This window comes from Actibacterium mucosum KCTC 23349, from assembly GCF_000647975.1.
Classification (GTDB): domain Bacteria; phylum Pseudomonadota; class Alphaproteobacteria; order Rhodobacterales; family Rhodobacteraceae; genus Actibacterium; species Actibacterium mucosum.
This window is the reverse complement of record NZ_JFKE01000003.1, coordinates 509,360-529,936: the sequence shown is the minus strand read 5'-3', so window position 1 is coordinate 529,936 and position 20,577 is coordinate 509,360. Positions and strand designations below refer to the sequence as shown.

At 61.5% G+C, this 20,577-nt stretch carries 16 protein-coding genes, 1 tRNA gene and 1 pseudogene; 11 read left to right on the top strand and 7 right to left on the bottom strand.

The features are described from left to right. Nucleotides 1–16: 16 nt before the first annotated feature. On the bottom strand, nucleotides 17–1,003 hold the full coding sequence (locus ACMU_RS09180) for a BMP family protein (protein ID WP_035258609.1): 987 nt from the start codon (nucleotides 1,001–1,003) through the stop codon (nucleotides 17–19). 256 nt (nucleotides 1,004–1,259) lie between these two features. Here ACMU_RS09180 and ACMU_RS09175 point away from each other — a divergent pair, with 256 nt between their 5' ends. Beyond that, a complete protein-coding gene (locus ACMU_RS09175; protein WP_035258608.1) occupies nucleotides 1,260–2,051 on the top strand; it encodes a ChbG/HpnK family deacetylase in 792 nt (263 codons plus the stop codon). A 136-nt stretch (nucleotides 2,052–2,187) separates the two neighbouring features. Here the strand turns inward: ACMU_RS09175 and ACMU_RS09170 are convergent, their stop codons facing one another. Further along, the gene (locus ACMU_RS09170; RefSeq protein ID WP_161635655.1) at nucleotides 2,188–3,030 is read right to left on the bottom strand and encodes a LysR family transcriptional regulator; all 843 of its coding nucleotides are present in this window, start codon (nucleotides 3,028–3,030) and stop codon (nucleotides 2,188–2,190) included. A 130-nt stretch (nucleotides 3,031–3,160) separates the two neighbouring features. Between ACMU_RS09170 and ACMU_RS09165 the strand changes: the two genes are divergently transcribed. From ACMU_RS09165 to ACMU_RS09145, 5 genes are all read left to right on the top strand, one after another. Next, on the top strand, nucleotides 3,161–4,294 hold the full coding sequence (locus tag ACMU_RS09165; RefSeq protein WP_035258605.1) for an ABC transporter ATP-binding protein: 1,134 nt from the start codon (nucleotides 3,161–3,163) through the stop codon (nucleotides 4,292–4,294). A gap of 2 nt (nucleotides 4,295–4,296) precedes the next feature. Continuing rightward, nucleotides 4,297–5,214 (top strand): carbohydrate ABC transporter permease, encoded by a 918-nt coding sequence (locus ACMU_RS09160; RefSeq protein WP_035258603.1) that lies wholly within the window; start codon nucleotides 4,297–4,299, stop codon nucleotides 5,212–5,214. Beyond that, nucleotides 5,207–6,118, top strand: coding sequence for a carbohydrate ABC transporter permease (locus ACMU_RS09155; protein ID WP_035258600.1), 912 nt, complete (start codon nucleotides 5,207–5,209; stop codon nucleotides 6,116–6,118). The genes ACMU_RS09160 and ACMU_RS09155 overlap by 8 nt, the downstream gene beginning before the upstream one ends. Before the next feature lie 100 nt (nucleotides 6,119–6,218). Continuing rightward, a complete protein-coding gene (locus tag ACMU_RS09150) occupies nucleotides 6,219–7,469 on the top strand; it encodes an extracellular solute-binding protein (RefSeq protein WP_035258598.1) in 1,251 nt (416 codons plus the stop codon). A 59-nt stretch (nucleotides 7,470–7,528) separates the two neighbouring features. Further along, nucleotides 7,529–8,353, top strand: coding sequence for a phosphodiesterase (locus tag ACMU_RS09145; RefSeq protein WP_035258596.1), 825 nt, complete (start codon nucleotides 7,529–7,531; stop codon nucleotides 8,351–8,353). A 113-nt stretch (nucleotides 8,354–8,466) separates the two neighbouring features. Here ACMU_RS09145 and ACMU_RS09140 read toward each other — a convergent pair whose 3' ends face one another. From ACMU_RS09140 to ACMU_RS09130, 3 genes and pseudogenes are all read right to left on the bottom strand, one after another. Continuing rightward, nucleotides 8,467–9,444: a LacI family DNA-binding transcriptional regulator gene (locus ACMU_RS09140; RefSeq protein WP_035258912.1), complete on the bottom strand. Its 978-nt coding sequence runs from the start codon at nucleotides 9,442–9,444 to the stop codon at nucleotides 8,467–8,469. 284 nt (nucleotides 9,445–9,728) lie between these two features. Further along, nucleotides 9,729–10,527 (bottom strand): annotated as a pseudogene (locus ACMU_RS19055) (IS5 family transposase). Nucleotides 10,528–10,622: 95 nt separating this feature from the next. Then, nucleotides 10,623–10,712: transfer RNA gene (locus tag ACMU_RS09130), tRNA-Ser, on the bottom strand. Nucleotides 10,713–10,898: 186 nt separating this feature from the next. On the opposite strand from ACMU_RS09130, the gene ACMU_RS09125 reads away from it, so the two are divergent. Both ACMU_RS09125 and ACMU_RS09120 read left to right on the top strand, forming a co-directional pair. Then, entirely contained in the window at nucleotides 10,899–12,680 is a 1,782-nt protein-coding gene (locus tag ACMU_RS09125) for an IlvD/Edd family dehydratase (protein ID WP_035258594.1), read from the top strand. Between the two features lie 9 nt (nucleotides 12,681–12,689). Continuing rightward, on the top strand, nucleotides 12,690–13,430 hold the full coding sequence (locus ACMU_RS09120; protein ID WP_035258592.1) for an SDR family oxidoreductase: 741 nt from the start codon (nucleotides 12,690–12,692) through the stop codon (nucleotides 13,428–13,430). 28 nt (nucleotides 13,431–13,458) lie between these two features. Here ACMU_RS09120 and denD read toward each other — a convergent pair whose 3' ends face one another. Then, entirely contained in the window at nucleotides 13,459–14,427 is a 969-nt protein-coding gene (gene denD / locus ACMU_RS09115) for a D-erythronate dehydrogenase (protein WP_035258910.1), read from the bottom strand. A 20-nt stretch (nucleotides 14,428–14,447) separates the two neighbouring features. After that, entirely contained in the window at nucleotides 14,448–15,173 is a 726-nt protein-coding gene (locus ACMU_RS09110; RefSeq protein WP_035258590.1) for an SDR family oxidoreductase, read from the bottom strand. 138 nt (nucleotides 15,174–15,311) lie between these two features. On the opposite strand from ACMU_RS09110, the gene ACMU_RS09105 reads away from it, so the two are divergent. From ACMU_RS09105 to ACMU_RS09095, 3 genes are all read left to right on the top strand, one after another. Further along, the gene (locus tag ACMU_RS09105; RefSeq protein ID WP_035258588.1) at nucleotides 15,312–15,977 is read left to right on the top strand and encodes a GntR family transcriptional regulator; all 666 of its coding nucleotides are present in this window, start codon (nucleotides 15,312–15,314) and stop codon (nucleotides 15,975–15,977) included. A gap of 27 nt (nucleotides 15,978–16,004) precedes the next feature. Next, entirely contained in the window at nucleotides 16,005–16,850 is an 846-nt protein-coding gene (locus ACMU_RS09100; protein WP_035258586.1) for a fumarylacetoacetate hydrolase family protein, read from the top strand. 90 nt (nucleotides 16,851–16,940) lie between these two features. After that, a complete protein-coding gene (locus tag ACMU_RS09095; RefSeq protein ID WP_035258584.1) occupies nucleotides 16,941–20,522 on the top strand; it encodes a hydantoinase B/oxoprolinase family protein in 3,582 nt (1,193 codons plus the stop codon). Nucleotides 20,523–20,577 lie beyond the last annotated feature (55 nt).

The window sequence follows — 20,577 nt, the reverse complement described above, 5'->3', positions numbered from 1 at the left end:
CCGCCAGCCCACGGGTTCAATTGTCTGATACCGGGCGCTGGTCGTTCACGTTCACGCGGAACAACCCGTCCAGAATCTCGGTTTCTTTTGCTTTCACCGCAGCCACGGTTTCCGCATCCACCAGGCTTTCGTCCATCACCAGCGAGCCGCCGCCATAAGCCATGAAGCTGTACTGACCATAATCCGCTGCTTCGAACGTGCCAGCGGCTACTTGCGACACCGCCTTGTCGACAGTGGCTTCCATGTGCCAGATGGCCGAGGCCATGATTGTACCCGGATAGTCGCCCGACGTGTCGATCACGTTTCCGATGGCCTTGATACCCCGCTCTACCGCGGCGTCGGACACGCCGAAACGTTCGGCATACATCACGTCGGCCCCGGCATCCATCATTGCAAAGGCGCTTTCCTTGGCTTTGGGCGGATCGTACCAGCTGTCAATGAAGTTCACGAGGAACTTCACCTCTGGGTTTACGGCACGTGCGCCGTCCATGAACGCATGCATCAGGCGGTTCACCTCGGGGATTGCGTAACCACCGACCATACCGATCAGGTTCGATTCCGTGGCCGCCCCGGCGACCATGCCCGTCAGGTAGGAAGGTTCGTGAATCCAGTTGTCAAAGACCGAGAAATTCGGCGCAACAGGCCCAAAGGACGACCCCATCAGGAACGCCGTTTCCGGGTAATCCTTGGCAACCTTGCGCGCCGCGCGTTCAAGTGCGAACACCTCGCCCACGATCAGCTGCATGCCCTGCTCGGCATATTCGCGCATGACACGCTCATAGTCGGTGTTGGCCACGCTTTCCGAGAATGAGTATTCGATATCTCCACGTTCAGCGGCTGTGTTGAGTGCCTTGTGAATGCGGCTGATCCACTGTTGCTCCACCGGCAGAGTATAAATCGCGGCAACTTTCAGCTTCTCTGCTGCCGCAACACCGGCAGACATAACGCCGAACGATGCGACCATCGCCGCAAGGAATGTCCGTCTTAGCATTGAAATTTTCATCTTTTTTCTCCCGTACTGCGGGAAGTTGGCGGCATTTTGATCAGTCAGTCAATTTTTTTCATGCCGTGGCGTAACCCCTGATGGGGCGAACGCTTGGGAATTCGCCGCCTGAAACGTGCAAATTGAATGCGGTGTTCAAATTTTGTGCGGCGTAGGAATTGCTACCAGCGTACAGTGCTTCCTCAGGTGTTTTCAGGGCGTGCACGCTGTGCCAAGCTGTGGCAACTTGTGGGTCAAATTGAACTGTACCTGTGTTATGAGCAGCAAAATCCGTCTTCTTGTCCGCGCCGATGATGCCGGGTCCAGTTGGTCCGCGAATGTGGGCTGTCTGCGCGCCTGCACCCATGGTATTGCCCGCAGCGTCGAGGTCATGATGCCCGGCGCTTGGACAGCCCACGCGGCCGAGCTTTATAACCCGCATTCTGAGATCGATATCGGCATTCATCTGACCCTTGCCAGCGAGTGGGAGGCGGTGAAATGGCGGCCACTCACACACGCGCCCAGCCTGACAGACGCAAACGGGAGCTTTCCGGCATCGATCACCCTCTGGGCGGGCAATGACCGGCCCAGCCTGTCACAGATGAACTGGTCGCTGGACGAGGTGGCGGCCGAGTTTCGTGCGCAAATCGCGCTGGGCCGGTCTATGTTCAAACACGCTTCGCATATCAGCGGGCACATGGTCCGCCATTTCCGAGACTTCGACCCGCGCCTTGGCGATATCATTGTCGAGCTTTGCGATGAGTTCGGTCTTGCCGACGATGCGTTGGGCGATGGCTTGGAGCGGATCAAGGGCTATCCGCCTTTGCCTACAGATACACAGTCGCGGGTCGCTTCTTTCAAAGAAACATTGGCCGGACTGACTGCCGGCACATACGTTTTCATTGACCATCCCGCCGCACCCTCGGCCGAGCTGAATGCGACCGGATTTGCCGGTTACGAAAATGTCGCGGCAGACCGCGTGTCGTGCCTTGAAACGTTGACCAGCGCTCAGTTGGCTGCCCACGTGGATCAACTTGGTATCGAGCTGATCAGCTACCGAGACCTGTAAAAAATGCGATCGCGTCCGTTGTCAAAATGCTCCTGCGGACCGTCCAGTGCGGTAGACATCTTGCTGTCCGTACGATCCGGTTGCGGACCCCATGCGTTTCGAAGCTGAAGGATCGTAAACGGTGGCCGATCTGCCTTCACGCATTGACGACTTGCAGAAAGCTCTCGGTGAGCCGCAATCCGAGTTTGTGTTTGGGGATCACCACACAAGTGGAAAACTGCTGCTTCAGGTCCACCACGCGGATTTCCTTCAATCGATCCTCCTTGACCGAGCTGGCTTCGAGGAAAAAGCCAACCCCGATGCCCTGCAGGATGGCTTCTTTCATAACCGGGAACGTTGTCATGGTGACAAGCCGGCTTGGTTTGATGCCGCTGTCCGCCAACGACTTTGAGATAACACGCTGGGTAAGCGACCCTTTCTCGGGCAGGATCACCGTATAGGGCTGAACGTCGTGCAGAGAAATTATATGCCGCTTGGCCAGTTGGTGGTCCATGCGGGCGTATAACACGTACTGGGCCTTCAGAAGTGGCTGGATATACAAGTCATCCGAGGTGCGCGGCTCGGTAATGATGGCCACGTCCACGCGGCGCTCGCGTACGCGCTCCATGGCCGACGCCCAATCAAAGAGCGTGAAGTCAATGGACACTTGTGGAAACTGCTGCGCGTATTTGTGGATCAGCGACAGCGCCGGCTGTGGGGCATTTGCGATGATCGTCAGGTTCCCCTTTTCCAAGGTGGCGTGACCGCGCAAATGTTCGGTGATCTGCTGATCTAGCGTGTTGAACTGGTCGGCGAGCGGGAACAGGTTCTGACCCGCCGTCGTGAGTTCGATGCCATCGCGTTGCCGAATAAGAACCTGCGCCCCCAATGTCGCTTCCAGCTTGGCGATGTGCTGACTAATGGCAGACTGCGACACCCCCAAAAGCCGCGCTGCGTCCGAGATCGATCCTTCGCGAACCACGCAGGCAAAGGCGCGCATTTGATGGGTGCTGGCAGACATGTGGCGGCTTTAGCACCCATAAGTCTCGCTAATATGACGTTACAGAATCGTGTCCTGCTATCGGCAAAGATTAGTCCGAACGAATTTACTGCTCGGACAAAAGACGACCATGGCGCGCATTCAACTCGACCAAATTGAAAAGCGGTTTGGCGACACGCCTGTCCTTAAAGGTGTGTCACTGGATATCCAGGATGGCGAGTTCGTCACGCTGGTTGGGCCGTCAGGATGTGGGAAATCCACCCTGCTGCGTATTCTGTCCGGCCTGGAGGCCGCGGATTCAGGGCGGGTGGTCATTGACGATCGCGACGTAACCGGCGTGCGCCCGGCTGACCGTAACCTTGCCATGGTGTTTCAAAGCTATGCCTTGTACCCGCACCTGACCGTCGCAGAAAACATGATGACACCGCTTAGGATGCGGGACCTGACACCGGTGCAGCGAATGCCGGTGGTTGGCCCGCTTATCGCGCGCGGGCCGCATCGCGACATGCGCAAGCAGGCCAGTGACGTGGCCGAAACACTCAAGATTACAGCGCTGATGGACCGCAAGCCGGGGCAATTGTCGGGTGGTCAGCGTCAGCGTGTGGCCTTGGGGCGGGCCATGGTGCGCAAACCACTTGCGTTCTTGATGGACGAGCCTTTGTCCAATCTTGATGCGGCTTTGCGTGTGCATATGCGGGCAGAACTTTCAGAGCTTCACCGGCGCCTGAAAGCGACCTTTGTTTATGTGACACATGATCAGGCCGAAGCCCTGACCATGTCAGATCGCATGGCTGTCATGATGCACGGGGACATCCTGCAGGTGGGCGCGCCGGACGAGATCTATCTCGATCCCAACACGCTGGAGGTTGCGCGTTTCATTGGGTCTCCTGCGATCAACACCTTGCCAGCCGAGGCACAGGGCGATGGCTTGTTGCACGTTCTTGGCGTGTCGAAACCAGCGCCGATGACGACAACCCGGCAACCCGTGACCGTGGGTGTTCGGCCCGAGCATCTTGTGCTCAAAGAAGCGGGTCGCTTCAGCGGGACGGTCCGGCATCGCGAAAACCTGGGCGCCGACGTGTTCCTGCATCTGGAAATGGCCGGCCTGCAGCAGCCTTTGGTCCTGCGGGCGACGCCGCAAGACGCCGCCCGCATTGCACTTGGCGACAATGCGGCATTCGACTTTGATCCGGCTGACATGCTGGTCTTTGACGCCCAAGGCGGACGCCTGCGGGCAACGACGCCTGCGCGCGAGGTCGCGTGACCATGCAAAGCCGCGCGCATCTTTGGTTTATCGGGCCTGCCATGGCCCTGATGTTCATCGTTTTGCTGATCCCGATCCTTATCGCGGTGGGGCTGAGCCTGACGGATTACTCGCTTGGCAACCAAGGGGCGGAATTCGTGGGGCTCGAGAACTACGAGCGCATTTTCACTCGCTCCACCTATGAAAAGATGTTTGTTGCCACATTTCGCTATGTCTTTGTGGTTGTGCCTTTGACGGTCGGGCTTGGGCTGGGTGCGGCACTGCTGATCCATTCCCTTGGGCGGTTCGGTGACCTTTACAAAACCATTTACTTCCTGCCGGTCATGGCCGCCCTTATTGCAATGGCCATCGTGTGGGAATTTGCCTTTCATCCGACCATCGGCATCATCAATTCAACGTTGGAAAAAGGCTGCGGGACATTCCTCGAGGCCTGGCCATGGTACGCCAAAGGGTGCGAACGCACCTTTCCGTTGTGGCTGAATGACCGGGACTATGCGATTTGGACCGTCAGTTTCATCGGGGTTTGGCAGGGCTTTGGGTTCAACATGGTGCTGTATCTCGCCGGTCTGACTTCTATTCCGCCCCAGCTTTACGATGCAGCTGAAATGGATGGCGCGACCCGAGGTTGGGACAGGTTTCGCCTGGTCACATGGCCGCTTTTGGGGCCGACAACCGTATTTGTCGTGACGATCAGCTTTATCCGGTCTTTTCAAGTGTTTGACATGGTCGAGGCGTTCTATCCCCAAGGCGGCGGGCCGTCGAAATCGGTCTTTGTCATGATGTTCGCCATCTACGAAAAAGGCATTCAGCAAAACCTGATGGGTATCGGGGCCGCGATTACGGTTGTGTTCCTTGCATTCGTGATGGTCCTGACCGTGATCCAACGGTGGCTTGTGGAACGGAGAACGCACTATGTCTGAAGCCCGCGCACAGTCATTCCGCTTTAACACGGGCGCCGCGACAACCCATGCGATCCTGATTGTGGGGGCATTGATCGTGTTGCTGCCCTTTTACACAATGATCAGCCTGTCCCTGAAAGCCCCGCACGAGATCATGCAACAAACCGGCGGCTTCATCGGTGCGCAAGAGGCGTTTCGAGACGATTATTGCGTAAAGCTCGGCAATGCGGCCGAAAACTGCATGGTTAATCCGATCATCTACAACTACAGCACGGCGTTCGAAAAAGCACCTTTGGTCCGCTATCTTCTGAACGGGTTGATCGTCACGGTGTCGATCTTTGTCATTCAGGTTCTGGTGGCGCTGCCCTGTGCCTATGCGCTGGCCAAGCTCAGGTTCTGGGGCCGAGAGGCTGTCTTTGCGTTGGTCCTGTTCTGCCTGCTGATACCGGTGCATGCCATCGCGCTGCCATTGTACATCATGTTGGCAAAGGCCGGGCTGACAAACACATATGCGGCCTTGATCATCCCGTGGACGATTTCAGTTTTTGGCATTTTCCTGATGCGGCAGTTTTTCATGACCGTGCCGGACGATTTGATCGACGCGGCGCGGATGGATGGGATGACCGAGTTCGCCATCATCTGGCGTGTCATGCTGCCTACCGCCATTCCGGCACTGATGGCCTTTGGCATCTTCAGCGTGGTGGCGCATTGGAACGACTATTTCTGGCCGCGCATCGTGATCACAGGGAACCGTGATCTGTTTACGCCGCCACTGGGACTGAGAGAGTTCAAGGGAGACGCGGACGGCGATAATTTCGGCCCCATGATGGCCACGGCCTGCATCATCGTGACCCCGTTGATCGTCTGTTTCCTGCTGGCGCAACGCCGCTTCATCGAGGGAATTACGCTGTCCGGCATGAAATAGGGTGCGTGGTCGCCCACGCACCCACAAGCATCCCGCAAGGGATTCATCACTGGGGTCCGCCAATCGCCAAACCGTCAGGCCCCGCAACAGGAGTAAACTAATGAAATATGCAATGACTGCAATGGGCTTTGTGCTCGCTGCAACCGCCGCTGCCGCAGAAGACAAGATCGTTGTCGAATTCGGTTACCCTTACAGCCACCTCTTCGACGTGACTTACGAAGCAATCCTGCCCAAGTTCTATGCGGCCCATCCGAACATCGAAATCAAGATGCGCGCCACCTACGAGTCGTATGAAGATGGCACCAACACCATTCTGCGCGAAGCCGTTGCTGGTAACCTGCCCGATGTGACGATGCAGGGTCTGAACCGTCAGGCGATCCTGGTGGAAAAGGGCATCGCGCGCTCGCTGGAGCCATTCATCGCTGCCGAGGCCGATTTTGCAAAAGACGGCTACCACAAGGCGATGCTGGACCTGGGTACATTCGGTGACGAAGTCTATGGTCTGCCCTTCTCGATCTCGCTGCCGGTTGGTTACTACAACATGGAAGTGATGGCCAAAGCGGGCTACGACGCCACCAACCTGCCCGCCACTTGGGAAGACGTTGTTCAGGCTTGTGTCAAACTGCGCGAAGCCGGCGTTGACAACCCCATGTTCTGGGGCTGGAACATCACCGGCAACTGGTTCCTGCAGGCTCTGATGTGGTCGCAGGACAAGCCAACCGTCGAAGGCAACGACTTCCAGCTGGACAGCGACGAAGGCCTGGTTGCCCTGGAAACCATGCAGAACATCTTCACTGGCTGCGAAATGCAGAACCTGGAATGGAAATCTGCACTGGCTTCGTTCTCGGCAGGTGATCTGGGCATGATGTACTGGTCGACCTCGGCGGTTGGTGCCGTGGAACGCGCCATGGGTGACTTCACACTGGTGACCAACGAGTACCCTGGCATCACGGCTGAAGGCCCCATGGGTCTGCCGGCAGGTGGCAACTCGGCCCTGCTGACCTCGACCTCGGACGATCCCGAGCAGCTGGCTGCGGCTTGGGCTTGGCTCAAGTTCATCACGTCGGGCGAAGGTGCCGCAGACGTGGCGCGCACCACTGGTTACATGCCGCCGAACCAGGCCGCCAACGAAATCATCCTAGCGGATTTCTATGCCGAGAACCCCGCCAAGGCCACGGCCGTGCGCCAACTGCCTCTGCTGCGCGAATGGCAGGCCTATCCGGGTGACAACGGTCTGGCGGCCACTCAGGTCATCTATGACGGTCTCGAAGGCATCGTGACCGGCGAATATGAAGACATGGCCGAGCTGCAAGAAGAGCTGTCCGAGGAAGTTCAGGACCTGCTCGACTAATCCCTTCACACCAGAGATCCCGGGCGCCTTGTGCCCGGGATTGACCAAGAAAGTTGGCCATGAAACTCCTGCACTTCACTGATATCCACCTGACCAAGGATGGCGAAACAATCGGCGGGCGCGACCCGAACGCAAACTTTGCCAAGGGTCTTGCCCACGCCATGACGCTTCACAGCGACGCCGAAGCGTTGTTTATTACGGGCGACCTGTCGGATTGGGGCGACGCCGAGGACTACGAGCGCCTGAAGGGTCTTTTGTCCTCCTTGCCCATGCCGGTTCACCTATTGATCGGCAATCACGACGACCGCGGCACGCTGCTGGACGCTTTCCCTGCGTTGGAAGGTCCGGGCGGGTTTGTGCAATACACCGCGCCCCTGTCCCTTGGAACCGCCATCTGTCTGGACACTTGGGGGCCTGAAACCCATGCCGGCCATTTCTGCATCGACCGTGCAGCATGGCTTGATGCCGAGTTGGACAAGGCCGAGGGGCCCGTCTGGCTGTTCATGCATCATAATCCGGTTCCGATCCATGTCGCCCCGATGGATAAGATCATGCTTTTGGACGCGGATCGTTTTGCCGAAACGGTTGCCCCGCACCGGGACAAGATCCGTCATATCTTTCACGGCCATTGCCACTTGCCGTTAACCGGGTCGCTTCATGGCATCCCGCTTTCGGCACCGCGTGGCACCAACCACGCCGGTTGGGCTGATTTCGCCGCTACACGATTGTTGTCCTCGGCGGAATTGCCGCAAGCCTATTCGGTGGTTTTCGCTACCCCTACGTCGGTGCTGTCGCACATGGTCGAGTTCGGCTACGAGGGCGAGATCAAGGGCGAAGGTTCTCCGGATTATGCCGATTGGAACCGGATGACGATGGTGCGGTGACACCCGAAAGCCATGCAAACCATCGATGCCGACAGATCAGCGACCCCGGCTTTGTCATGACAGCTGGGGCCGCGACCAGCGGACGGGTGCCCGATGTGGGCCTCGATTGAAGGTCAGGTCGTCTCGCCCACTCTAAGCTCTGCCGACAGCTCAATTTTCTGCGGGTCGGCGGGCGCGTCAGCCTGCGACAGCCACGTTGCTGCTGCCGTACCAATTTCGAAGCGCGGTGTGACGGTTGTCGTCAGAAGCTTTGGCAAAGCCGTCAGGAACGCCAGCCCGTTAAAGCCGGCCAACGCAACCTCGTCGGGCATCGCAATTCCCTCGGCCAGACAGTGCATCATACCACCGGCGGCCAAGTCATCATTCGCGTAATAGATTGCGCGTGGCGCTTCGGACTGTTGCAAAATCTCATGCGTAATCCTGCGCCCAGCTTCCATCGAGGTCGCCCCCTCCGGAGATTGGTTGAAGACCAGACGTCCCCCGGCCTCGCGGATGACGCGGACAAAAGCATCAAACCGCTTAACCGCGCGCAGGTCGGCACCCCCCTGGCTGCCAACATATCCAAAGGTTCTATAGCCCCGTTCAACGAGGTGTTTCGCCATGTCCGCCCCCGCCTTGGCATGGGAAACACCAAAGCAGGCCGAAATCGGATCGCCATCGACATCCATGACCTCGGCCACCCGCACACCGGTTTGCGCGATGATTTTTCGCAGCGAAGCGGTGTGTTCAAGGCCCGGCAGAATCAACCCCCGAGGCCGCCACGATAACAGGTCGAAAACAAGATCTTCCTCTGCCTCAAGCGAATACTCGGAAACACCAAAGACCGGGCGCAAGCCACTTTCGCTGAGCGCTTCGTTGACGCCTGAAAGAACCTCGGTAAACACCCGGTTTTGCATCGTGGGCACAACGACGCCCACGATTGGATTATCATAGGTGGCGTTCCCACCGGCCAACCGATTGTGGACGTATCCAATCTCTCGGGCAGCTCTAACCACTTCACGTTTAACGTCTTTTGAGATGTAGCCGGTCCCACGCATAACGCGAGACACGGTCATTTGGCTCACGCCTGCGACGCGTGCGACGTCGTGCATCGTGGGTTGAGATTTCTGCGAACTATCGGCGCTGCGTTTAACCATTTTCACTCGCTTTTGAATCTATGCCGAAAGCCTGTTTATGTAAACATCCGGGGCGCTGTCAGTTCTCTTGCCTACATCCGCGCTGTTCAATTGCAAGTAAAACAGCAGTCGGGCATTCCAACTTTTGGGACCCGCGAAGACCCAACTGTTGACCAAGGCGGCCGCCGTGGCAGGCACTGGCACGTTCCCTGCAAACACCTGTAACGTTGAAAATGTTGCGCCATAACTAGGGTCAGGCTTCATGGCCAACGGACGACGAAAGCGGCGGGTGCGATGGCTGACAGGAAGACCTGGGGGCATCTGTCGTATCGTGTTGCGACACGTCGCCAATCTTTCGGCCTGCCAAACATGATCTCGATCCGGTTGCGGCGTTTGCGGCGGCGCTTATCGATTTTCACCGGTTTCTTGCGTTGCTTTCGGCTGGGGATGCGTGGTCGTATCCCTTTGTCTTTCAACGCTTCCCGGAACCAATCGGCGTCATGGCCGCGATCCCCGAGGAGCCAGTCGACATTTGGGCAAGCTGCCGAGTAAAGCCCGGGTGCCAATAAAGTCGCTGACCTGACCAGCCGTCACGAACGGGTTCAGCAGGCGTCCTTGGCTGTTGAAATGGCGTGCAGCTTGGTATTCATCCCGCCTTTGGTTCGATAGGTCTAGCGTCCACGTCCCCCTTTTTGACGCCCATACTGGTCGCCGCGCGATGTGCCCTCATGTAGGTTGCATCGATCGTCACGGTTTTCTTCTCGCCGTGTTCGGCAGCCAGACCCGCCATCATCCGAGCAAAGACGCCCTTATCGCTCCACCGCTTCCAACGATTGTAGAGCGTTTCCGGGGCTTGCGCGGCCCCACCGGGGCCACGGTCCCTTCAACTGTGTGGGCCATAGGCCGCAGAGGCATCGCGCCAGCGTAAGCCATTGCGATTGATGAAGATATGTCCACTCAACACACATCGATCATCGACCCGTGGTTTGCAGTGTATCTTTGGATAAAGAGCTCACGGTGCGCCAACTGGGCATCCGTTAGCCAGAAAAGATCAGACATGGTCACCGCTCGGTTTTTGGAGCCGTGAACCACGCAGCGCTCGGTAAATTAATGCATCCTGACCCAAGACGACCTAGACGAGGACGGTGAGAAAGTGGCGGAGACGAAGGGATTCGAACCCTCGAGACGGTTTCCCGCCTACTCCCTTAGCAGGGGAGCGCCTTCGACCACTCGGCCACGTCTCCGTTGGCCGGTTTAGCGTTCCTGAGGGGGGAGATACAAGCGGTAATTCTGCGAAATCCGCCTGAAAAGAAATTTCACGCCATGTGCGGGGTGGAAATGGTGTTGATTCTGGTATACCAGATCGGAAGAATTCTGGTATACCAAAACACGGGCGGGCTTAACCCGCCACAAAACTCAGGACAACAGACATGGGAAACACCCGCGCCAACAAGACCTTTCGCAGCCAGGAATGGTTCGATAATCCCAATAACCCCGGCATGACGGCGCTTTATCTGGAGCGTTACCTGAACCAGGAGTTTACCCGCGAGGAATTGCAGGGTGGCAAGCCGATCATTGGCGTGGCGCAGACCGGCTCGGACCTGTCGCCGTGCAACAAGATCCACGTCTTCCTGATGGACCGGATCAAGGCAGGCATCCGCGACGGCGGCGGCATCCCGATGGAGTTTCCGGTGCACCCCATTCAGGAGACCGGCAAGCGGCCCACCGCGGCGCTGGACCGCAACCTGGCCTATCTGACGCTGGTCGAGGTGCTGCATGGCTATCCGATCGACGGGGTGGTGCTGACCACCGGGTGCGACAAGACCACGCCCGCGATGCTGATGGGGGCGGCCACGGCCGACCTGCCGGCCATTGCGCTGAACGGTGGGCCGATGCTGGATGGCTGGTGGAAGGGCGAGCGGGCCGGTTCCGGCACCATCGTCTGGGAAAGCCGCCGTTTGCTGGGCGAGGGCAAGATCGACTATGACGAATTCATCAGCCGCGTCTGCGCCTCGGCCCCGTCGCTGGGGCACTGCAACACGATGGGCACCGCCAGCACGATGAACGCCATGGCCGAGGCGTTGGGCATGTCGCTGACCGGCAATTCGGCCATTCCCGCACCGTTCCGCGAGCGTATGGCCATCGCGTACGAGACCGGCAAGCGGATCGTGCAGATGGTGCATGACGATCTGAAACCCTCGGACATTCTGACCCGCGAGGCGTTCGAGAACGCGATTGTCGTGAACGCCGCCATCGGTGGGTCAACCAACGCGCCGCCGCATCTGCAGGCCATTGCGCGCCATGCGGGCGTCAAGCTGGACGTGACCGATTGGGAGACCATCGGGTTCGATGTGCCCCTTTTGGTCAATATGCAGCCCGCCGGTGAATATCTGGGCGAAAGCTTTTTCCGCGCCGGGGGCGTGCCCGCCGTGATGGGCGAGCTGCGCAAGGCCGGGCGCATCCACGAAAGCGCCATGACTGCCACGGGGCAGGGCATGGGCAAGAACCTTGATGGCTGGGCCAGCGAGGACACCGACGTGATCAAAACCTACGACGCGCCGATGCGGGTGAATGCGGGGTTCAAGGTGCTGTCGGGCAACCTCTTTGACAGCGCGCTGATGAAGACCAGCGTGATCTCGGCCGATTTTCAGCAGCGTTTCCTGTCGAAACCGGGCTCCGAGAATGTGTTCGAGGCCCGCGCCATCGTCTTTGAAGGCCCCGAGGATTACCACGACCGTATCAACGACCCTGACCTTGGCATCGACGAAAACTGCATCCTGTTCATCCGCAACGTGGGCTGCGTGGGCTATCCCGGTTCGGCCGAGGTGGTGAACATGCAGCCGCCCGATGCGCTGATCCAGCAGGGCATCCACCACCTGCCAACGGTGGGCGATGGGCGGCAATCGGGCACCTCGGAAAGCCCGTCGATCCTGAACGCCTCGCCCGAAAGCGTTGTGGGGGGTGGCCTGGCCTATCTGGAAACCGGCGACGCGGTGCGGCTGGACCTGAACAATTCCACCATGAACGCGCTGGTTGACGATGCCGAGTGGGAGGCGCGCAAAGCCGCCTGGACCCCGCCCGAGATCCACAACCAGACCCCCTGGCAAGAGATCTATCGCAACACCGTTGGGCAATTGGCCGATGGTGGTTGCATCGAGCTTGCCACCAATTATCACAAGGTTGCGAAGGATTTGCCGCGCGACAACCACTAAGGGGCTGATATGAGCCAGAAACGTATTGTTATCACCGGCGCATCGGGCGGCATTGGCCGCGCCTGCGCCGAACATTTCCTTGGGCAGGGTCATCAAGTGGCCCTGCTGGCCCGCCGCGAAGAGGCATTGCAGGCCGTGGCCGCCGGGCGCGACAACGCGCTGGTTGTGCCGTGCGACGTGGCAGATCCGGGGGCCGTTGCCACAGCCTTTGACACGATCAAATCGGCATGGGGCGGTCTGGACGTCCTGTTCAACAATGCCGGGATCGGTGTACCCGCCGCCACCATCGACGAGGTCCCGACCGAGGATTGGCTGCGCCTGTGCAACATCAACATCAACGGCATGTTCTTCTGCGCCCAACACGCGTTTCGCATCATGCGGCACCAGTCTCCGCAGGGCGGGCGCATCATCAATAACGGCTCGATCTCGGCCCATGTGCCGCGCCCCGGCTCGGCCACCTACACGATGTCGAAACACGCGGTGACGGGCCTGACCCGCTCGCTCAGCCTCGATGGCCGCGCCTTCGACATCGCCTGCGGGCAGATCGATATCGGCAACGCGCATACCGACATGGCCGACGCCATGACCCGCGGTGTGCCGCAGGCCGATGGCTCGGTGAAGGTAGAGCCGGTGATGGATGTCTCCAACGTGGTGTCCACCGTGGCCCATATGGTCAGCCTGCCGCCCGAGGCGAATATTCAGTTCGTCAACGTCATGGCCACCAAGATGCCGTTTATCGGCCGGGGGTAGGGGGCGGCCCGGCCTTCCGCCGGGCGGCCTAGCGCGCGATATCGTCTTCCAGGAACCAGCGCACGCTGTCCTCGAAACTATCATCGGCGACAAACCCCAGATCGATCGCCCGGCCCAGCGTCACCCGCCCGCGCCAGCCGTTCACGATGGCCTCGATCACCGGGTCGCGGTCCCACGTGATGCGTGTCGCGGGTTCCGGCCCGGCCACGGCTGTCATCGCCGCGATCATCGCACCAATGCTGTCACAGCGCCCCGGCAGGTTGATGCACCGGTTTTCGCCCAACGCCCCGCCGTCCATCTCGGCGGCATGGATAAAGTTGCGAATGACCGTGCGCGGCGCCGTGTGCCACAGCTCATAGCTTTCATCGACCGGGCAGTTCGACAGGTTGCCCTGCATCGTGTCGCGAAAGATCGACGACATGAAGCTGCTGGCCGCCGCGTTGGGCTTGCCCGGCCGGATCGAAACCGTCGGCAACCGCAGCCCGCGCCCGTCCAGAAACCCCTTGCGCGACATGTCGGTCAGCAACAGCTCTCCCATCGCCTTCTGCGCGCCATAGGATGTCTGCGGGTTCAGCTCCACCCCGTCCACAATCGGATCGGGCGCCATGCCGCCATGCACCGCCATCGAGCTGGCGTAAACCACAACCGGTGCGTTGCCCTGCGCCCGGGCGGCCTCGAACAGGCCCAGCGTGCCAAACAGGTTCACCCGGATGCCCAAATCGAAATCGGCCTCTGCCGCCCCCGACACCACGGCGGCCAGGTGGAAGATGACGTCAAACGGGCCGTGATCGGCGAAGAGCGTCTCGCGCGATGAGCCGTCGGAAAGGTCGCTGGCCAACCGCACAACCTCAAACGGCGCTTCAATCGCCGCCGGCTCGCCCAGATCGGTCAGCACCAGTTTCGATATCTCCGCCCCGCGCAGCCGACCTTGCGCCGCCAGCGCGCGCGCCAGTTTCTGGCCGATGAACCCGCCACCGCCCGTGATTAGTATGTGCATTTTGTCCTCCCAGAAATGCGTTATCCCGCGGCCCAACCCCCATCCAGGATGTGGGCCTGTCCGGTTGTAAATCCGCTCTCGTCCGAGCCCAGGTAAACCGCCAGTGCGGCCACCTCTTCGGGTGTGCCGATCCGGCCCATGGGCTGGCGCGCGATGAACGCTTTCAGCGCCGCGTCGTAATCGCCCGTGGCCCGCAGCCGGTCGTGCAAGGACGGGCTGTCCACCGTGCCCGGGCAGATGCAGTTGCACCGGATCCCCGCCTTGACGTAATCCACCGCCACCGATTTGGTCATGCCAATCACCGCCGCCTTGCTGGTGCCATAGATGAACCGGCCCGGGGCCGCCAATATCGACGACGCGACCGAGGCGATGTTCACTATCGACCCGCCGCCGCGTTCCAGCATATGCGGCAACGCAGCCTGCATCGCGTGGAACTGGGCCCGCACGTTCAGGTTCATGGCAAAATCAAACTCCGCGTCGCTGGCCTCGGCCAGCGTGCCGCCATGCACGATGCCCGCGCAGTTCACCAGGATATCCGGCTTGGCCGCGTTGACCTCGCGCGTCAGCGCCGCCTTGTCGGTCACGTCCAGCGCCATCACCTCGGCAAGGCCCAGACCCTCCAGCAGATCACCGTTGATATCGCTCGCCGTGACCGTGGCGCCCTCCGCCAGATAGGCCTGCACCACGGCCCGTCCGATCCCTTGGCCCGCCGCCGTCACAAAGGCGGTTTTGCCTTGCAGCCGCATCTTTCCTCCCCGAAATATCTTGCAAAAGGCTTGTCCCTCGACAGCCTGTTAGTTTTGGTATACCAGAATTCCGAACCGCGGCAATGGATAGTTTTTCGGCGCTGCACCGGGCCCATTTTGGCGAAAGGAGCGGCGCGCATGACCGCCGGCACCGAACCCCTGGCAGAACGCATCGCCGCCCAGCTCAGGCGCGATATCCTGCTGGGCAAGCTGGCCCCCGGCGCCCCGGTTAAGGAACGCGACAACGCCACCGAGATGGGCGTCAGCCGCACCCCCATGCGCGAGGCGATCCGCATCCTGGCCCAGGACGGCCTGTTGACCCTGCGCCCCACCCGCAGCCCCATCGTCGCCGACCCCTCGCTGGCCGAGGTGCTGGACCAAATGCAGGTGCTGTCCGTGCTCGAGGCGCTGTCGGGCCGGCTGGCCTGCACCAACGCGTCCGACCGCGAGATCGACAGCATCGTGGCCCTGAACGCCGACATGCCGCGCAAGTTTGAAACGCTCGACCGGGTGGATTTCTTTGAATTCGACATGAATTTCCACCGCGCCATCGCCCGCGCCTCGCACAACCCGTCCCTGATCGAAACGCACGACGCTTACCTGTCGCGCCTGTGGCGCGCGCGCTTCTTGTCGGCCAGCCACCTTCTGGCCCGCACCTCGGTTCTGGGCCAGCACGACGCCATCGTCGACCGCCTGCGCGCCCGCGACGCCGAAGGGATCGAGGCGACGATCCGCACCCATATGGAATTGCTGGAAAGCAACATCTCCGACGCCTATCGCGCCCGCGATGCGGCCACCCAATAGCCAATTACGACCACGAAGGACGACCCAATGAAACTTCTCAATTACGGCCCCAAGGGGCAGGAAAAACCCGGCCTGCTGGACGCCGATGGCAATGTGCGCGACCTGTCGGGCACCGACGCGGTTCTGGCCGGTGCGGGCGTGTCGCTGGACGCGCTGGACAAGCTGCGCGCGCTGGATCCCGCCAGCCTGCCGCTGGTGGCCGAACCCGGCCGCATCGGATCCTGCCTGACCGACGTGCCGAATTTCTACTGCATCGGCCTGAACTACGTGAAACACGCCGAAGAGGCCGGCATGGCCCTGCCGACTGAACCGATCATCTTTTCCAAGGCCACCTCGTGCCTGTCCGGTCCCAACGACCCCATCGTGATCCCGCGCGGCTCCACCCGCTCCGACTGGGAGGTTGAGCTGGGCATCGTCATCGGCAAAACCGCCCATAACGTGTCCGAGGCCGACGCGATGGACTACGTTGCCGGGTTCTGCGTGGTCAACGACGTGTCCGAACGCGAATGGCAGCTGGAGCGTGGCGCCCAGTGGATCAACGGCAAATCCGCCCCCACTTTCGGCCCCACCGGCCCCTATCTGGTCACCGCGGACGAGGTTGCCGATGTGCAGAACCTGAACCTTTCGCTGTCGCTGAACGGCGAGGAACTGCAGAACTCCAACACCTCGGACATGGTGTTCAACGTGGTGCAGATCGTGTCGGCCATGTCGCAATTCCTGGAACTGCGCCCCGGTGATCTGATCGCCACCGGCACGCCGTCGGGTGTGGGCATGGGCCTGAACCCGCCGCGCTATCTGGCGCCGGGCGACGTGGTCGAGCTGCAGGTCGAAGGGCTGGGCAGCCAGCGTCAGGAAGCCATCGCCGCCTCGTGATGCGCGAATGCGGGCGGGGCCGCTTGTGCGGCCTTGCCCATCCCGCCCGCCTCTGCTTTTGTCGGCCCGAATGAACGAGGGGCAGGCGGCATGACATCAGGCCAGTGGGAGTTTTGGATCGACCGGGGCGGCACCTTCACCGATGTGGTCGCCCGCGATCCGTCCGGTGGGTTGTCCACCGCCAAGCTGCTGTCGGAAAACCCCGAACGTTACCCCGATGCCGCCGTCGAAGGGGTGCGCCAGGCGCTGGGCCTTGCGCCTGCCGACGCCATCCCGCCCGGCCGCATTCGCGCGGTCAAGATGGGCACCACCGTGGCCACCAACGCGTTGCTGGAGCGTCAGGGCGAACGCACCCTGCTGCTGATCACCCAAGGTTTCGGCGACCTGCTGCGCATCGGCTATCAAACGCGGCCCGACCTCTTCGCGCTGGATATAAGGCGGCCCGATCTGCTCTATGAACGCGTGGCCGAAATGGCCGAGCGTCTGGATGCCGACGGCAACATCCTGACCCCGCTGGACACGGGCGCGGTGCGCGCCGCGCTGCAATCGGCCTTCGATGACGGCATCCGCGCCGTCGCCGTGGCGGGCCTGCACGCCTATCTGAACCCCGTTCACGAACGCGCCGTCGGCGAAATCGCCGCCCAGATCGGCTTCACCCAGATCTCGCTGTCGCATCAGGTCTCGCGGCTGGCCAAGCTGGTGGGGCGCGGCGACACGACGGTGGTTGATGCCTATCTGTCGCCGATCCTGCGCCGCTATGTCGATCAGGTCGCCGACGCGCTGGACGTAGCGCAGGGCGGGTGTGACAGGCTGCTGTTTATGCAATCCTCGGGCGGGCTGACCGATGCGGGGCTCTTTCAGGGCAAAGACGCCATCCTGTCCGGCCCCGCGGGCGGCATTGTCGGCATGGTCAAAACCGCGCAGGCCGCCGGGTTCGACCGACTGATCGGCTTTGACATGGGCGGCACCTCCACCGATGTCAGCCACTTCGCGAGCACCTATGAACGCAGTTTCGAGACCGAGGTCGCCGGCGTCCGCATGCGCGCCCCGATGATGGATATCCACACGGTGGCCGCCGGCGGCGGCTCGATCTGCACCTTCCGCGATGGCCGCTATCAGGTTGGCCCCGAAAGCGCCGGCGCCAACCCCGGCCCGGCCTGTTACCGCCGTGGCGGGCCGCTGACCGTGACCGATTGCAACGTGATGCTGGGCAAGCTGAACCCGGCGCATTTCCCCGCCGTCTTTGGCCCCGATGGCGGTCAGCCGCTGGATGTCGACGCCGTGCGAACATCGTTCACGCAGATGGCCGCCGACATCGCCACGGCCACCGGACAGCCCCCCGCCACGCCCGAGGATGTGGCCGAGGGCTTCCTGCGCATCGCCGTCGACAACATGGCCAACGCGATCAAGAAAATCTCGGTTCAGCGCGGCCATGACGTGACCGGCTATACCCTGCAATGTTTCGGCGGGGCAGGGGGGCAACACGCCTGTCTGGTGGCCGACGCGCTGGGCATGCGGCGCGTGTTCATCCACCCCTTTGCGGGGGTTCTGTCGGCCTATGGCATGGGCCTGGCCGAGATCCGATCCCTGCACGAACGTCAGGTCGACGCGCCGCTGGATGACCCGCAAGCCGCTGATATCGTGGATGATCTGCGGGCCGACGCGCAGGCCGCCGTCGCCGCCCAGGGCGTGGCCGAGGTTGCCACCATCGCCCATGCCCACCTGCGCTATGACGGCTCGCACCAAGCGCTCGAGGTGCCCTTTGGCACCCCCACCGCGATGCAATCGGCCTTCGACGCCGCGCATCAGGCCCGGTTCGGCTTCACCTCGCCCGAGCGCGCCGTGCTGTTCGAGATGATCGCGGTCGAGGGCATCGGCCAAACCGGCGAGGCACCCGCCGGGCTGCCCGCCGACGGCACCGCCACGCCGCTGGCCCATATCCCCGTGCACTTCCCCGATGGCCTCGCCGACACACCGGTGGTCGCCCGCGACACGCTGGGCCCCGGCACCCGCATCACCGGCCCGGCCATCATCACCGAACCCACCGGCACCAATATCGTCGAACCCGGCTGGTCCGCCTATGCCGATGCCGCCGGCAACCTGATCCTTGAACGCACCACCGCCGCCACCCGCGCCGCCGCCGCAGGCACGCAGGCCGACCCGGTGCTGTTGGAGGTGTTCAACAACCTCTTCATGTCCGTCGCCGACCAGATGGGCGCGACGCTGGCCAATACCTCGTGGTCGGTCAACATCAAGGAACGGCTCGACTTCAGCTGCGCGATCTTTGATGCGGCGGGCGATCTGGTGGCCAACGCGCCGCATGTGCCGGTGCATCTGGGCTCCATGTCCGACAGCATCAAGACGGTGATGCGCGAAAACGCGGGCGCCATCCGGCCCGGCGATGCGTTCATGCTGAACTCGCCCTTCAACGGCGGCACGCATCTGCCCGATGTCACGGTTGTCACCCCGGTTTTTGTCGGGGATGTGGTGCTGTTCTGGCTGGGCTCACGCGGCCACCACGCCGATATCGGCGGGCGCACCCCTGGCTCGGGCCCGCCCGACAGCACCCATATCGACGACGAAGGCGTGCTGATCGACAATTTCCGGCTGGTTGATGGCGGCACTTTGCGCGAGGACGCGGCGCGCGCCCTGCTGGCCTCGGGCCGCTATCCGTGTCGCAACATCGATCAGAACATGGCCGACCTGAAGGCACAGGTTGCCGCGAACGAGACCGGGCGGCAGGAGCTTTTGAAGGTGGTCACGGCCTATGGCGCCGATGTCGTCGCGGCCTATATGAACCACGTTCAGGACAACGCCGAAGAAAGCGTGCGCCGGGTCATCGACACGCTGTCGGACGGCACGTTCACCTACCCGATGGACCACGGCGCCGCGATCTGCGTGGACATCCGCGTTGACCGCGCCGCGCGGCAGGCGGTGGTGGATTTCACCGGCACCTCGGCCCAGAACCCCGGCAACTACAACGCACCTTACGCGATCTGCCGGGCGGTGGTCCTCTATGTCTTCCGCACTTTGGTGGGCGCAAATATCCCGCTGAACGAGGGCTGTCTGAAACCCCTGCAAATCATCGCGCCGCCGGGCAGTATGCTGAACCCCGCCTATCCCGCCGCCGTGATCGCCGGCAATACCGAGGTCAGCCAGGCCGCATGCAATGCGCTTTACGGCGCGCTGAGGGTGATGGCCTGCAGCCAGGCGACGATGAACAACTTTATCTGGGGCAACGAGGCGTTCCAAAACTATGAAACCATCGCCGGCGGCACCGGCGCGGGGCCGGGGTTTGACGGCTGCGACGCGGTGCAAAGCCACATGACCAATACCCGCATGACTGATCCCGAGATCCTGGAAAAACGCTTCCCCGTGCGCCTGGAGGCCTTCGGCATCCGCCCCGCATCGGGCGGCGCGGGGCAATGGCGCGGCGGCCACGGGGTGATCCGGCGGTTGCGGTTTTTGGAGCCGGTTACGGTCACCACGCTGTGCTCGCACCGTTCTGTCGCACCCTTCGGCGGGGCAGGCGGTGCACCCGGTGCCACCGGGGAAAACTGGGCGGAATACCCTGATGGCCTTCGAGAGCGACGCGAAGGCAACGACGAAGTTGAATTGCCCGCCGGCGGCCTGTTCGAACTGCGCACCCCCGGTGGGGGCGGCTGGGGCTAGCTGTTGCCAAAAGGAAATCCCCGCCCGGAGGCGGGGATTAAGACATTCTGATTGG